Source organism: Sodalis sp. dw_96, assembly GCF_018449575.1.
GTDB lineage: Bacteria > Pseudomonadota > Gammaproteobacteria > Enterobacterales > Enterobacteriaceae > Acerihabitans.
The window spans coordinates 70,472-84,641 of record NZ_JAAVUT010000013.1 but is presented as its reverse complement, the minus strand read 5'-3'; the positions used below and the strand labels follow the sequence as shown (position 1 = coordinate 84,641).

Below are 14,170 nucleotides of genomic sequence, written 5' to 3'. Positions count from 1 at the left end.
TGCTCCCGCCTGTTAATCCAGCAGATCATAGCTGAAAAAACAGTCGGGGACATGAATGCCATGCTCTTTAACTTGGTCGAGACTGCCGTAATGTTGTTCCACCACTTTGGCAATTTCGGCAAAAGCGCCTTTGAGAGTAAGCAAATATCTGATTTCGTCCTCCACCAGACAATAAGTTTTTCGGAAAATAATTCCATAGCCCTGTTCCAAAAAAGGCAGCAAGACCTTGCGCAGGCATGCGCCATTGCAAACATCCGTGAGCTCCGGCAAATTATCAACATCAAATTCAAACATTCTTCCAAGCTCCTCCACACAGGCCCTGGCGGCAAAGACCTTGTCCGAGTATAGGCAAAGCGTCAGGGCCTCAAGAAACCGCATGCAGGACCGATAAATAGTGGCTTTGTCATCATCAGATAATATGGCGCAGAAGAATAATTCACCAAGCTGATCAAAAACCTTGACCCTCACTTCTTTAACAACGATTTCTTCCGCCAGGCTTTGCCGTAAAGTGGAGTAATCAATTATCCGGCCGTTCCAGGGAAAACCTTCGCTGGCGGAAGTTTTTTCCGCCAGAGTTTTGTAATATTTTAAAATATCAAAAGCATCTTTTTCTTTTTGACTTAACACTTCGCAAATCTCTTGAATCTCTTGGGGATTTTTATTATCGGTTTTATCCCCGTTCTGTATTTTAAGCAACATCTCATCAATTTCGTAGAAATTATAAGCTTTATCTTTATTGCAAAGCTGAAAATATCTATTTGAAATATTTTTTAAAATTTTCATTATAATTTCATTATTAGTTTCAGTATTGCGTGGAATAAGCTGTATATTACATAAAACATTATAACCATTCACATTGTCCATAGTATAAGCCCCGCCAATGATGCAGTAAGATATTAATCGAATCTATGTGTATTTATTTGAAATAAATAAACTCAAGAATAAAACATCCGGCTTCATCATAGCGGCCATTATCACTCAAATCCATAAAACGGCGGGACTTACCTATTTGGTTGAAATCGGACTGATACGAATGAAGATATAGATGGCAGGTGTTGGCGGTAACCAGGCTCCGTTCCGCCGGCAACAGGCCAACGGAACGGGAAATGCCAAGATTTTATAACGCGCTATGCGTTATTCCCCCCACGGCGCGGCAGCACAGACGTTTCATATCGACGTACCGCCGACAGCCAGTCGCCGCCCACCGGCGTGTCATGCCACTGGCAATAACGATCCCACACCGCTGGCCACGGCAGGGATTTCTGCTCCTCCAGCAGGGCCAGGCGGGCGGTATAGTCTCCCTGTTGTTCCAGCTGGCGCAACTGTTCGGTGGGTTCCAGCAGGGCGCGCAGCAGCGCTTTTTTCATATTGCGGGTACCGATGACCCAGGCGGCGATGCGGTTAATGGACGCATCAAAGAAATCCAGGCCGATATGCACCCGATCAAAAAACTTGTTGCGCACGATTTCATTGGCGATGGCCTGGGTTTCGTCGTCCAGCAGCACGACGTGATCGCTGTCCCAGCGTACCGGACGGCTGACATGCAGCAGCAGACGGGGGACAAACAGCATGGCGCTGGTAATCTTGTCGGAAATGACCTCGGTGGGATGGAAATGTCCGGCGTCAAGGCATAAGGCGGTGCCGCGGCTGGTGGCGTATCCCAGGAAGAACTCACTGGAACCCACGGTATAGCTTTCGGCGCCGATGCCGAAGAGTTTGCTCTCCACCGCATCGATATGGTATTTGGCGTCGATTTTTTCCGCGATGACGGCATCCAGCGACTCCAGCAGCCGCTGGCGCGGCGCCAGCCGGTCTATGGTCATATCCTTCATGCCGTCCGGTACCCAGATATTCATCACGGAAGCGGTGCCCAGCTCACGGCCGAAATAGGCCGAAATTCGGCGACTGGCCTGGCAATGCTCGATCCAGAACTGACGAATGCCTTTATCGGCATTAGACAGGGTAAAGCCGTCGGCGCTGAGGGGATGGGAAAAACAGGTGGGATTGAAATCCAGTCCGAGCTGATTCCGACGCGCCCATTCAACCCAGCCGCTGAAGTGTTTCGGTTCGATTTCGTTACGTTCAACCTTGCCTTCGGCTTCAAGATAGATGGCATGCAGGTTGAGGCGTTTAGGCCCCGGGATCAGTTTGAAAGCCTGTTCCAGATCCGCCCGCAGCTCGGCGGCGTTGCGCGCCTTGCCCGGATAGTTGCCGGTGGCTTGAATGCCGCCGGTAAGCGAACCTTCCGGATTTTCAAAGCCCGTGACGTCGTCTCCTTGCCAGCAGTGCATAGAAACCGGCAGGGTATCCAGGAATTTTAATGCCGCCTCGGCATCGACATTCACATCGGAAAAACGCTGTTTCGCCAGCAGCCAGGCTTGTTCGGGAGAGTTATTCATTTTGCTGTTTCCTGTTGAAAATGACAGATTTCCTTAAACCGTTGCCAAATAGCGGCAAGCTCGGGAACCCGACGGGGTGAAAAATGACGCGGCGGGAAGCTGCGTTCCACAATGCGGCGCCAGCAGGCGAGATCGGGCACGTCCCCCAACGTCATGAGTTGGCAGCCGACATTACCCAGCGTGGTGGCTTCCACCGGGCCGGCAGTGACCGGAATCTGGCAAATATCCGCGCAGAGCTGATCGAGTAATTGGTTTTGGCAGCCGCCGCCGACGATATAGAGATGATTGAGCTTGGCGCCGCGCAGCTGGCTTAATTCCTGTAGGACCCGGCGGTAACACAATGCCAGGCTGTCCAGGACGGTACGGGCCAGCGCCGCGTCGGTTTGCGGAACCGGCTGGCCGGTTTCCCGGCATGCGGTGCGAATGGCTTCCACCATGGACGGTGGATTCAGGAATCCATCGTCGTTGGGATTGATCAGACTGGCAAAAGGAGGTTCCCCGGCCGCCCGGGCAATCAACGCCGGCAAATCGGTAATGTTTTGCTCTCGGCAAATGCGCTGGAGCAGCCAGAGACCCATGATATTTTTCAATACCCGGTAAGTGCCGCTGACCCCGCCCTCATTGGTGATATTGGCGGCCCGCGCCTGTTCGCTGTTATAGGGAACATCGCTTTCAAATCCCATCAGCGACCAGGTGCCGGAACTCAGATAGGCGCTATGCCGATCCTTCAGCGGCGAGGCCACCACCGCGCTGGCGGTGTCGTGGCTGGCCACGGCGATCACCGGCACCCCACGCCCGGAAGGACCTGTCCATTCCCCCACCGTATTGCCGGGTAAGCGCGGCGTGCCGAACCAGCGACGCGGAATGCCGAGGTAGTCGAGCAGTCCCTGATCCCAATCGCCGTTTTGCAGATTAAGCATCTGGGTGGTACTGGCGTTGGTATACTCCCGGTTCATCTTGCCGGTCAGGCGATAGGTGAAATAATCCGGGATCATCAGAAAATGCGCCACCCGGGGGATAATCTCCGGTTGCTGGGCGCACAGGGCTTTTAACTGATAGAGGGTGTTAAAGGGTAAAAACTGGATGCCGGTATGCCGATAAAGGGATTTTTGCCCCAATTCGGCGATGACCTTCGCCATCACGCCATCGGTGCGGTGGTCGCGATAGGAAACCGCCTCACCGACCCGCGCGCCCTGTTCATCCAGCAGGACATAATCCACTCCCCAGGTATCGATGCCGATACCGTCCAGGGGGAAGACGTTATTGCCAAGCAGGGTGAGGCCGGTGAGTATTTCCCGTTCCAGCGCATCCAAATCCCAGCAGTCATGGCCGGCCACCGGTTTGAAGCCGTTGTCGAACCGATGTATTTCCTTGATGCCCAGGGTATGTGTCTCGGGCTGCCAGCTTGCCAGCATCACCCTTCCACTTGAGGCGCCGAGATCCACCGCGGCAAGGTTACGTATAGTCATCAGTGCTATCTCCTATCTCAGGACGCGATACCGAGACCGACAATATTGGCCGCCAGGATAATCACCAGCGCACCGAGGCATAACCGGCGCACCGGTTTTTTGCCCACACCGCTCCACTCTTTCAGCACCAGTCCCACAATGCCGCCGCACAGGACATAGAAGCTCATATGCAGCATCCAACTGACATAGTGATATTGAACCGGAATATTGGCCTGCCCCCAGGCGTAAAAGAAGAATTGCAGATACCACATTACGCCGCCGAGAATGGAGAACAGGGCGTTGGCAAGCAGCAAGGGTTTAGCCAGGGATAAATCGGCCTTCAGCGAAAGTTGGGGTTTGGTGGCCAGCCGGAAAAAGCAAAAAGCCAGATTGACGATCGCGCCGCCGCCCATAATCACCACGTAACTCGGCAGGGCGACATACAGCGGGCTGATGCCGGCATTTTTCGCCGCTTCATGCATGGGCAGGGCCGCATCCATGGCAAAGGACATGCCGGCGGAAAAAATGCCGCACATCACCGCCAGCACCAGCCCCTTCTTCAGGTTGAACTCCTGGGTGCTGATGCCCTGCGCCCGCTCCTTCATCATGCCGGCATAGCTGACGATGCCGACGCCTATCAAGGCGACAAAAACCCCCAGCAGTGTAATTTGGCCGCCGCTGGAATGGATCAGGGCGCCGAATTTACCCTGAATGATGGGGGTCATCAAGGTGCCGACTATCAGGGTGATACCGATGGCGATACCGATACCCATGGACATGCCGAGATAGCGCATGGTCAGGCCATAATTGATATTACCGATGCCCCACATGGCGCCGAACAGAAACACCGGCAGCAGCGTGGACATTGAGAAAGAACTGTAATAACCCCAGAAATCCGGCAGCAGAATGGCGCTGACCGTCCAAGGCAAAACTATCCAGGAGAAGAACCCTCCCAGCGACCACATGGTTTCCCAGCTCCAGCGCCGGACCTGCTTGAAGGGTGCATAAAAACAGGCGGCAGAAGCGGCACCCACGAAATGCCAAAAAATGCCGAGAATAATTGAACTACCCATTTGAAGAATTCCTTTAAAAAATAGGACCTCTTTCGGTAAGAGATAAAAGAGAGCTAAATTAAAACTGCGGTTACAGAAGTCTATTTATATTAAAAGCTCTACAGAATATGGCCTTCTTGACAATGCCATTTTTCTTGCAAGAATGGCAAACAGCGTAAGAAACGAGTGATCTGAATCACAAATTCATCATATGATTTATTTAAAGAGAATATTCGCAGAGGCTTTACCGGCGGAATGAATGAAAAAATGAATCACAAATAATCCTTGAAATGCTTTAAAAACAGAGATATTGACGGGCCGACAGGTCATTTTTTATAATTAAATCAGATAGAAACATCCTGACGCCATTGCTCTCCGCGCAATGTCATGAGTCGGCAGGAAAATAAAGAGATTGGCCTCTTCATTAAATTGCCAGTTTCCATCGGCAAGTGGCAATCACAGGAAGGTAATAATCCTCGTCCATTATTATAATAAGCGACATTAAGGTGCAAATTTCTTTTAATTACGTCAAGGTAATTCTCATGACTAACCGAATGATTTTGAATCAAACCGCCTATTTTGGCCGCGGAGCTATTTCCCATATTATTGACGAGGCGAAGGCCCACGGTTATAAAAAAGCGTTGATCGTGACCGATAAAGAGCTGGTGCGGGTAAAAATAGCGACCCGGATCACCGCGCTGCTGGATGAGGCCGGCCTACCGTTCTCAGTGTTCGATGAAGTAGTGCCGAATCCCACCATCAGCGTGGTCAAACGCGGCGTGGCCGCATATAAAGCCGCCCAGGCGGATTATCTGATTGCCATCGGCGGCGGTTCGCCGCAGGACACCAGCAAGGCTATCGGCATCATCATCAATAATCCGTCATTTGCCGATGTCCGCAGCCTGGAGGGCGTGGCCGCCACTCTGAAGCCCTGCGTACCCATTATCGCCATTCCCACCACCGCCGGCACCGCGGCGGAAGTGACCATCAATTATGTTATTACCGATGAGGAAAACCGCCGCAAGTTTGTTTGCGTGGATCCCCATGATATTCCGCTGGTGGCGGTTATCGATCCGGATATGATGGCCAGTATGCCGGCCTCCCTCAAGGCCGCCACCGGTGTGGATGCGCTGACACATGCCATCGAAGGCTACACCACGTTGGCCGCCTGGGAATTGACCGATATGTTCCATATCAAGGCGATTGAGATTATCTCCCGCTCGCTGCGGGCGTCGGTCAAAGGCGATGCGCAGGGCGTGGACGATATGGCCCTCGGACAATACGTGGCGGGCATGGGATTCTCAAACGTGGGGCTTGGACTGGTACACGGCATGGCACATCCGCTGGGGGCCTTTTATAACACGCCCCATGGCGTGGCCAACGCCATATTGCTGCCCCATATCATGGAATACAACGCCGCTTACACCGGCGAAAAATTCCGGGCTATCGCCGTGGCGATGGGTCATCCGGAGGCCAAGACCCAACCCTTGGAACAGGCTCGTCTGGCGGCGGTAAACGCGGTGAAGACACTGTGCAAGGATGTAGGCATCCCGCCGCGTCTTAGGGACGTAGGCGTGAAGGAGCAGGATATTCCGGCGCTGGCGCAGGCGGCGTTCGATGATGTCTGTACCGGCGGCAACCCCCGCCAGACCAGCGTCGCCGAGATCAAGCAGCTCTATCAGGCCATTTATTAAGCAAAGGCACAGCGGCTAACCGGCAATCTTGGGCGTGGTATAGCGCCACAGCCAGCGGCCGCTTTCCATGCGGCGATAAAAGAACGCCGCCCGCACGATCCAGTCGAGAAACATCCCCATCCAAACGCCGTTAACGCCCCATCCCAGAATGATGCCCAGCGTATAGCCGGCGACAATCCGGCATCCCCACATACCCAGCATGGATATATACATGGTATAGCGCGCATCCCTGGCGCCCTTCAAGCCGGCCGGCAAGACCCAGGAGGCGGACCAGAACGGTATAAACAGGGCATTCAGCCAGACCAGGTGCTTCACCACCCGGATAACGTCAGGATCATTGGTGTAGAAGGCCGCCAACAGTCCGGCGAGAGGTATCGATAGCAAGCCTAATAAACAGACGCCGACATTGGACAGCCCAAAGATAAACTTCAGCTGACGTACTGATTGAAAGATCTGACCTTTGCCCAGCCGGGTACCGACAATAATGGTGGAAGTGGAGCCTAACGCATTGCCGGGCAGGTTAATCAAGGACACGATGGAGAACGCGATAAAATTACCGGCAATCACCGCGGTACCCATCCCGGCGACAAAACACTGCGTAATCAGTTTGCCGCCGTTGAACAGCACCGACTCGATGCTGGCGGGCAGGCCGATGCTCAGCACATCAAGCAATACCGCCGGATTAAGCGTGGTGAAATAGCTCTTCAGCGGTAACCGGAGGGCGTGATTAAGTTCGGACCTCAGTACCATCAACACCATGGCGGCGCCAATATAACGGGAAATGGTCAGCCCGAGACCCGCGCCGACAAACCCCAGCCCGTGCCAGGAAAAACTGCCGTAAATCAAAACGCTGCTGATGATAATATTGATAATGTTCATACCGATATTAACGACCATCGGCAGTTTGGTATTGCCGGCGCCGCGCAGGGCGCCGCAGCCAATCAGGGCAATGGCGGCGGCCGGATAGCTCCACACCGTCACCCGCAAATAACTGAGGGCCAGGGTCTTCACCATGGGATCGGCCTGATTGGCAATCAAATCAATAATCCACGGGCCGGTAAATTCAATCAGCAAAGCGATTAATACCGAGACCAGTGTCAACAGCGTAATGGATTGGCGGGCGGCGGTACGGGCCTGTTTTCGGTTACGTTTTCCCAGATTAAAGGCCACCACCACGGTGGTGCCCAGGTCGACGGCGGCAAAAAACGACAGGATGACCATATTGAAGCTGTCCGCCATGCCCACGGCGGCCACCGATTCCTTACCCAGCCAGCTCACCAAAAAAGTGCTTAGCACGCCCATCAGCAAGACACACAGATTTTCAATCAGGATTGGCACGGCCAGCGGTATGACTTCACGGTTCAACAGGACCAGATTTGAATGCCGCTTTTGATACCAAGTGGCATGTTTAAGCTTTTCCGTGAAAAAAACACTGTAATTTACCAAGATAATTCCGGTCTTACGGCTAAGGGAAGCGGGAGGTCGTCATTAAAAGGATGTGTAATAAACGCCGAATAGGCAATATTTTTTAAGATATTTTTTAATAAAGTTTATTACAATTTTTGGAACCGTTCGAAGGGGCCCAACGCCTCATCAATCATTAACCGCAATTCCGGACGTTGTTCCACCATCCAAGTCCATTGCCGCATCAGCAATTTCCCCGTTGGGCGGTCCATCTTCAGGTCAATGGCGGCTACAATTTCATTCCCAGCCAGCACCGGCAGCGCAAAATAGCCCAATTGACGTTTAGCGGCCGGCACATAAGCCTCAAAACGGTGTTCATAACCAAAGAAAAGCTGCAAACGTTTACGCTGGATAACCAGTGGATCGAATGGCGAGAGGATATGCACCAGGGGTACGGGCTCGGGATCCGGTTTCATCTCCAGCCATGCCGGTTCTACCCAGTGCGGGACTTTCGCACTGCCCTCGATATGCACCGGCACCAGCCGTTTGCGTTTCACCTCGGACTCAATAGCCAGGCGGATCGGCGCTTTATGCTGTGCATTGCCGTAACAGATGGAATCGACGCTGACCATGCCTTGGGACTGCAGCGCCCGGCGCAAGAGGTATTCCGCCAACTGAGCGTCGTTAACCGGCCGCGGCCGCCGGCGCCAGCCAAAATGGCGACTGGACAGATCGTAGGACTTGACCATGCCGGTGCGCTTGCTGACCGTCAGATCGCCGGTAAAAAAGCCGAAGCGCAACGCCCGTCTTGATGGCTTGCGGCTGCCCCAGGGGTGGGTCTTTTCCACCAGCGCTTCCTCAATATCACGGATTGACAACGGACCCTCGTCACGGATACGCCGCAGCAATGCGGCATAGTCATCCTCCTCCAGCCCGGCGAACGACGGGCTTGGCTCGGCGCGAAACCGGTCCATGGCCGACACATACATGGGGTAAGCGGAGAACGGGACATAAGCCAGGGCATGAGTCCAGTATTCAAACACCGATTTATTCAAGGACTGCGCCAGATCCAGATCGGCGCGGCGATAGGCCGGAATCCGGCTATACAGAATATGATGATGAGCCCGCTCGATCACATTAATGGTATCGATTTGTATATAACCCAGATGTTCGGCGGCCAATCTCACCGCATCAGGACCCTCGCCAAAAGGTGCGGCAACGTCGAGCCGCTGCGCATGGAGCCAGATTTCCCGGGCACGGGCGGGTGATACCGCAAAAGACTGGTCAGACATAATCAATACTCGTACCTTATCTGTAAGCTACCCGCCTGGAATGTCAAACAGGCGCAACCGGGGTATGCTATAAAACAATCATCCCAGGCCGCCGCAGAGCCTGTCGTTTTATTATCAATCACGTGCCTACGCTGAATAATTTGAGTTGCGGCAAGCCAACCTGACTGCAACCTGCAGTATGACGGATATATCACGTTATTAATCAGCATGCTTGATAGGAAATGTCATTTCAGTCATGCCAACCAAGAGGACCGCCATGACGGGTAAAAATCTGCTGCTGGTGATTGATATGCAAAACGGCGTGTTCGCGTCTCCCCGTTTTGATCGCGGCGGCCGGGTAGCACGCATCAACCAGCTGACGGCCCATGCGGGGCAAATCATTTTCATCCAGCACGCCGAAGGTGAAATGACTGAAGGCAGCGAGTCCTGGCAATTGCTGCCGGAACTGCATCGACCGGCGCAGGCTATCACGGTGACCAAAACCGCCTGCGATGCCTTCTACCGCACGTCTTTGGACAATATCCTGGCCGAACTGGGGGTCACCCATCTGACCATCTGCGGCTGCGCCACCGACTATTGCGTTGATACCACCATAAAAATCGCCGCCAGCAAGGGTTATGCCTTAACCATCGCCTCCGATGCCCATACCACCGCCGATCGCCGATATGTTTCAGCACAAGGGTTAATTGCGCACCATAATGAAGTATGGGCCGGGCTTTCCATACCGGGCAATATCATTACCCTTAAAACAACCGAGCAGATTCTACAGGACTATTAACCATGAAAACGATGCGGATTGACTTTGTTTCGGACGTTTCCTGCCCCTGGTGCATCATCGGCCTGCAGGGCCTTGAAAAAGCCCTTGCCGAACTCGGTGCCGAGGTGGAAGCAGACATCGTTTTTCACCCGTTTGAGCTCAACCCGGCCATGCCGGCCGAGGGTCAGAATCTGATTGAACACGTGGGTGAAAAATACGGCTCGTCACCGTCCGAGGCGCAGGCCGGACAGGGGAGAGTTCGCCAGCGAGCGAGGGATGTGGGTTTCACCATCAACAACCGCTTTCCCGACGGCCGGATCTATAACACTTTCGACGCGCATCGGCTGCTGCATTGGGCCCGACTGGAAGGACGTCAGCATGCCTTGAAACGTCTTTTGTTCACCGCCTATTTCACCGACGGAAAGAACCCGTCAGATCGGGCCGTATTGGTGCAGGTGGCCCAAGAGGCGGGGTTGGATGCCGCCGCCGCGAGGGAGGTATTGGATTCAGGCCGGTACGGCGAGGAAGTGAGGGCGCAGGAGCAGCGGTGGATAAGCAATGGGGTCAATTCCGTCCCCACCATCATCATCGATAACAGACGGGTGCTGATTGGCGGACAACCCGCCGCGGCGTTTCGCGGCGCCATTGTTGAAGCCCTTGAGGCCCGCGGCGCCAAAGCCTAATGTTTTAACGGGCCAGGTTGATGTTCTCCACCAGGAAGTCGAGTACCGCCCTGACCCGCAGGGACAGATATCCCCCCTGCCCGAGAAAGACCGCATGGACCTCCTCGCTATCGCCGGGGTTGAATGCTTCCAGCACCGGCAACAGTCTGCCGGCGGCCAGGTCCTCACGAACCTGGAATACCGCCAGGCGAGCCAGACCCACCCCCGCCAGCGCCAGACGGCGCAACCCCTCGCCATCGCTGACCTGAACGTTGCCGTTCATGGGTATTACGCTGGCGGCGCCGTCGTCCAGTAACGGCCATCCCGCCATTGAGCGTGTATAATTCGCCCCCAGCCGGTTATGGTGCGCCAAATCATCCACCCGCCGCGGGGTGCCGTGTCGCGCCAGATACTCCGGCGATCCGACAATCGTCATTCTCGTCTGGCCGAGCTTGCGCGCCACCAGGCCGGAGCTTTTCAGCGGACCGGCGCGCACCGCGATATCCGTCCGCTGCTCGAGGATATCGATAACTTCATCGGCCAGGGTGATATCCAGGGTAATGTCTGGATAACGGGCCAGGAACGCCGGAACCAGCGGCAGCAGGAAATGGTGACCAAACGGAACGTTGGCATTGATTCTGACGCGCCCCCGTGGAACGCTATTGGTGGCGGGCCCCTGCTCAGCGTCCTCCAGATCGGCCAGGATGCGAACTCCGCGCTCATAAAATACGCAACCTTCGGGCGTCAGCTGCAATTGCCGGGTGGTGCGGTTTAGCAAACGCGCGCCCAAGCGTTTCTCCAGCCGGCTTATCAGCTTGCTGACGGCGGACGGCGTCATGTTGAACAAACTTGCCGCCATGGAGAAACTGCCTTGCTCCACCACCCGGACAAACACTTCCAGTTCACCTGCGCGATTGATCTCTAACCGGGACATATGATTTCACGTCACAATTCTTAGTCGTATTACCAGTCTATTGCATATCGGGTTTTTAATTCATCATTTCTTCCCAGAAGTCTTATGAACTCACAAGGGACAGATTATGGCGAATCGCAATACTCACATCCGGCTGTTATCAGGATATTTTTTCGGTTTTTTGGCGCTGGCGCTCCTCACCCTCCCGGCACCGTCCGCCGGCGCGATGCCGGCCACCCATTGGGTAAGCAGTTGGACCGCCAGCCCGCAAGCGGTATGGGGAAAGAACTTCCCCTTCCCCACTCATATCCCCGACCGGTTAGAAAATCAGACGGTGCGCCAGGTGGCGAGGATAAGTTTGGGGGGGAAACGGCTACAGATAGTGTTCTCCAACGCCTACGGGCAAACGCCCTTGACGCTTGGCAAAGCATCAGTGGCCCTGGCCGGCGACAAGGGGGCCATCGACACCCACAGCCTTCGTTTGCTCACCTTCGGCGGGAATACCACCGTCACCATTCCCCCCGGCGCGCCGCTGATTAGCGACCCGGTGGACCTCGCCGTCCCCTCAATGGCCAGCCTGGCGGTGAGTGTGTATTTGCCCGGGCAGACCCCCATAAAAACCTTTCATTGGGACGCGCGGCAAACGGCATGGATTGCGGCGGGCGATCAAAGCCTGTCTGCAAATATAACCACAAATCAGTCGATTACCAGCCGCGCTCTTTTGAGCGCTATTTTAGTGGATACGCCTCGCATCGGCGGTACGGTGGTGGTTATCGGGGATTCGGTGACGGATGGCAATGGCGCGTCGATGGATGCCAACGCCCGCTGGCCCGACTTTCTGGCCCAGCGCCTCGCGCCCCGGGGCGTAGCGGTGATTAATGCCGGTATTTCCGGCGCCCGCCTCCTGTCCGATGGTATGGGCGTCAATGCCCTGGCCCGGTTTGATCGGGATGTGCTCGATCAAGCCGGCGTACGCAGCGTTATCGTCCTGCTGGGCATTAACGACATCAGTTGGCCGGGAACGCTTTACGATCCCCGCGGTTCGCTGCCGTCGACGGACGCGCTTATCGGAGGGTATCGTCAGTTAATCAGCCGGGCTCATGCCGGTGGAATCCGCATCATCGGCGCCACCCTGCCCCCTTTCGAGGGCGCGCTGCCGGGAACGCCGCTGGACAATTATTACCGTGCCGATAAAGATGCGCTGCGCCGCCGGATCAATAACTGGATCCGCGAGAGTCTGGCCTTTGACGCCGTGATTGACTTCGATGCCTTACTGCGGGATCCGGCCCACCCTTCCCGGCTCAACCCGGCCTTTGATTCGGGGGATCATCTTCATCCGGGCAATACCGGCAACCGCGCCATGGCGGATGCCATAGACCCGCGGCTATTGTCGCCGACCCGGCATCATTGAATAGCGGGCGCATGACATCAAACGTCGGTGCGGTTGCTCACGGTGGTTTACACGCCCCTATAGGTCGGACGGGTTTCCGGACAGCGGTTCAGCGTGGTTCTCAACAAAATGCGTAATGGAGATCAACCGATTTATATGCATTGACAAGAGATCCGCGTCCGACTGCAAAATTTCTTTGGAGGCGGTGGTAGCGGCGGTCATGGCCTTGAGGATATTGGTCGCCAAGGAGCCGTGCTCACCTTTTTGCAAGGTTAAACACAATGCGGCCATTAGCAGGGATTGCGCATCCACCTGCGCTGTAAGATCTTTCGACTGGGAATCTACTTTTGCCATTTTAATGAGAATTGCCGAAATTAAATTTTGCATAAGTGTGACTCAAGGGTCAGCTGGCCGGTCTGCGTAGCTTAACAGAACAACACGAAAACATTGGGCATGATTTACGTCATGAGCAGCATAAAATAATATCAGATGCTTTTTTCCTCTCTCTATAATTTTGAGTGCGTTGGATGAATTCTATTTTTTCATTTATTTATGACTAAACATCATTTGGAGAAAGCAGGTAGCATGCATTAAAAGCCATTGATAGATAATGCAATGATTTTAAAGGGAAAGCATAAATTTATTGTTCAGCTTTACTAACATTTTAGTCGCGCCGAATTTTTATCGGGCTATAATTTAACCATACACTTAAATAAGTCGCCCGCTTTTGCGCCTTTTCGCAAATTGATAAGAAAAATAATGATGAAAAAAATACCAGATTCGATATTTTTTCTTGCCGTACGTTTTGTTGCATGCATGGCCACCTCGGAAAAAACGTTTGGAGCAAAAAAAGAATTTTTGAGATTGGAATCGGAAAATATTCTTTTACAGCTCTCATTGCTGGAAATATTAGTTACACCTTATTCTATTCCTGATACGACAGCGGAATTGAACGTACCGGGCACCTACCGATTCACGGGGGGCAATTTGGCATTCGAGGTTTTTTGCAATTCATTGGAAGTCAAAAACGCGATAAATACGCTGATATCGGAATAAACAGTGGTTTCATCGCCGCTGCCCACCGTTAAGAACTCATTTGACAGACAACGGACCACTGGCGGGCAGATGCCTGGAAAAAGTCTTGGCAACGGCGATAGGC

At 53.9% G+C, this 14,170-nt stretch carries 13 protein-coding genes; 5 read left to right on the top strand and 8 right to left on the bottom strand.

Going from position 1 to position 14,170, the window contains the following annotated elements; translation table 11 throughout:
* Positions 1-12: 12 nt before the first annotated feature.
* The 4 genes from HB631_RS18330 to rhaT form a co-directional block, all read right to left on the bottom strand.
* Positions 13-783: a hypothetical protein gene (locus HB631_RS18330; RefSeq protein WP_213992621.1), complete on the bottom strand. Its 771-nt coding sequence runs from the start codon at positions 781-783 to the stop codon at positions 13-15.
* 344 nt (positions 784-1,127) lie between these two features.
* Positions 1,128-2,399 (bottom strand): L-rhamnose isomerase, encoded by a 1,272-nt coding sequence (locus HB631_RS18325; RefSeq protein ID WP_213992620.1) that lies wholly within the window; start codon positions 2,397-2,399, stop codon positions 1,128-1,130.
* Positions 2,396-3,868 carry a rhamnulokinase gene (gene rhaB / locus HB631_RS18320; RefSeq protein ID WP_213992619.1) on the bottom strand — a complete coding sequence of 491 codons (1,473 nt, stop codon included), beginning with the start codon at positions 3,866-3,868 and terminating at the stop codon, positions 2,396-2,398. Before rhaB ends, HB631_RS18325 begins: the two co-directional genes overlap by 4 nt.
* A 17-nt stretch (positions 3,869-3,885) precedes the next feature.
* Positions 3,886-4,920, bottom strand: a complete 1,035-nt coding sequence (rhaT, locus tag HB631_RS18315; RefSeq protein ID WP_213992618.1) for an L-rhamnose/proton symporter RhaT — start codon at positions 4,918-4,920, stop codon at positions 3,886-3,888.
* Between the two features lie 521 nt (positions 4,921-5,441).
* On the opposite strand from rhaT, the gene fucO reads away from it, so the two are divergent.
* Positions 5,442-6,593: a lactaldehyde reductase gene (fucO, locus tag HB631_RS18310; RefSeq protein ID WP_213992617.1), complete on the top strand. Its 1,152-nt coding sequence runs from the start codon at positions 5,442-5,444 to the stop codon at positions 6,591-6,593.
* A gap of 15 nt (positions 6,594-6,608) precedes the next feature.
* Here fucO and HB631_RS18305 read toward each other — a convergent pair whose 3' ends face one another.
* Complete coding sequence (locus tag HB631_RS18305; RefSeq protein ID WP_218627054.1) at positions 6,609-8,039, bottom strand: EmmdR/YeeO family multidrug/toxin efflux MATE transporter; 1,431 nt, start codon at positions 8,037-8,039, stop codon at positions 6,609-6,611.
* Positions 8,040-8,146: 107 nt separating this feature from the next.
* The gene (locus HB631_RS18300; RefSeq protein WP_213992616.1) at positions 8,147-9,289 is read right to left on the bottom strand and encodes a crosslink repair DNA glycosylase YcaQ family protein; all 1,143 of its coding nucleotides are present in this window, start codon (positions 9,287-9,289) and stop codon (positions 8,147-8,149) included.
* Positions 9,290-9,545: 256 nt separating this feature from the next.
* Between HB631_RS18300 and HB631_RS18295 the strand changes: the two genes are divergently transcribed.
* Together HB631_RS18295 and HB631_RS18290 are read left to right on the top strand one after the other, a co-directional pair.
* On the top strand, positions 9,546-10,067 hold the full coding sequence (locus tag HB631_RS18295; RefSeq protein ID WP_213992615.1) for an isochorismatase family protein: 522 nt from the start codon (positions 9,546-9,548) through the stop codon (positions 10,065-10,067).
* Between the two features lie 2 nt (positions 10,068-10,069).
* Positions 10,070-10,729 (top strand): DsbA family oxidoreductase, encoded by a 660-nt coding sequence (locus HB631_RS18290; RefSeq protein ID WP_213992614.1) that lies wholly within the window; start codon positions 10,070-10,072, stop codon positions 10,727-10,729.
* 4 nt (positions 10,730-10,733) lie between these two features.
* On the opposite strand, the gene HB631_RS18285 is transcribed toward HB631_RS18290, so the two are convergent.
* Positions 10,734-11,642 (bottom strand): LysR family transcriptional regulator, encoded by a 909-nt coding sequence (locus HB631_RS18285; RefSeq protein WP_213992613.1) that lies wholly within the window; start codon positions 11,640-11,642, stop codon positions 10,734-10,736.
* 106 nt (positions 11,643-11,748) lie between these two features.
* Here HB631_RS18285 and HB631_RS18280 point away from each other — a divergent pair, with 106 nt between their 5' ends.
* Positions 11,749-13,032: an SGNH/GDSL hydrolase family protein gene (locus HB631_RS18280; protein WP_213992612.1), complete on the top strand. Its 1,284-nt coding sequence runs from the start codon at positions 11,749-11,751 to the stop codon at positions 13,030-13,032.
* A gap of 57 nt (positions 13,033-13,089) precedes the next feature.
* On the opposite strand, the gene iraP is transcribed toward HB631_RS18280, so the two are convergent.
* The gene (iraP, locus tag HB631_RS18275; RefSeq protein ID WP_213992611.1) at positions 13,090-13,398 is read right to left on the bottom strand and encodes an anti-adapter protein IraP; all 309 of its coding nucleotides are present in this window, start codon (positions 13,396-13,398) and stop codon (positions 13,090-13,092) included.
* Positions 13,399-13,770: 372 nt separating this feature from the next.
* Here iraP and HB631_RS18270 point away from each other — a divergent pair, with 372 nt between their 5' ends.
* A complete protein-coding gene (locus HB631_RS18270) occupies positions 13,771-14,067 on the top strand; it encodes a hypothetical protein (RefSeq protein WP_213992610.1) in 297 nt (98 codons plus the stop codon).
* The last annotated feature ends 103 nt before the right edge of the window (positions 14,068-14,170 follow it).

What these genes read in the sequence shown, in the direction of transcription:
- HB631_RS18330 (WP_213992621.1), bottom strand. Translation starts at nt 783, where the DNA reads ATGAAAATTTTAAAAAATATTTCAAATAGATATTTTCAGCTTTGCAAT.
- HB631_RS18325 (WP_213992620.1), bottom strand. Translation starts at nt 2,399, where the DNA reads ATGAATAACTCTCCCGAACAAGCCTGGCTGCTGGCGAAACAGCGTTTT.
- rhaB (WP_213992619.1), bottom strand. Translation starts at nt 3,868, where the DNA reads ATGACTATACGTAACCTTGCCGCGGTGGATCTCGGCGCCTCAAGTGGA.
- rhaT (WP_213992618.1), bottom strand. Translation starts at nt 4,920, where the DNA reads ATGGGTAGTTCAATTATTCTCGGCATTTTTTGGCATTTCGTGGGTGCC.
- fucO (WP_213992617.1), top strand. Translation starts at nt 5,442, where the DNA reads ATGACTAACCGAATGATTTTGAATCAAACCGCCTATTTTGGCCGCGGA.
- HB631_RS18300 (WP_213992616.1), bottom strand. Translation starts at nt 9,289, where the DNA reads ATGTCTGACCAGTCTTTTGCGGTATCACCCGCCCGTGCCCGGGAAATC.
- HB631_RS18295 (WP_213992615.1), top strand. Translation starts at nt 9,546, where the DNA reads ATGACGGGTAAAAATCTGCTGCTGGTGATTGATATGCAAAACGGCGTG.
- HB631_RS18290 (WP_213992614.1), top strand. Translation starts at nt 10,070, where the DNA reads ATGAAAACGATGCGGATTGACTTTGTTTCGGACGTTTCCTGCCCCTGG.
- HB631_RS18285 (WP_213992613.1), bottom strand. Translation starts at nt 11,642, where the DNA reads ATGTCCCGGTTAGAGATCAATCGCGCAGGTGAACTGGAAGTGTTTGTC.
- HB631_RS18280 (WP_213992612.1), top strand. Translation starts at nt 11,749, where the DNA reads ATGGCGAATCGCAATACTCACATCCGGCTGTTATCAGGATATTTTTTC.
- iraP (WP_213992611.1), bottom strand. Translation starts at nt 13,398, where the DNA reads ATGCAAAATTTAATTTCGGCAATTCTCATTAAAATGGCAAAAGTAGAT.
- HB631_RS18270 (WP_213992610.1), top strand. Translation starts at nt 13,771, where the DNA reads ATGATGAAAAAAATACCAGATTCGATATTTTTTCTTGCCGTACGTTTT.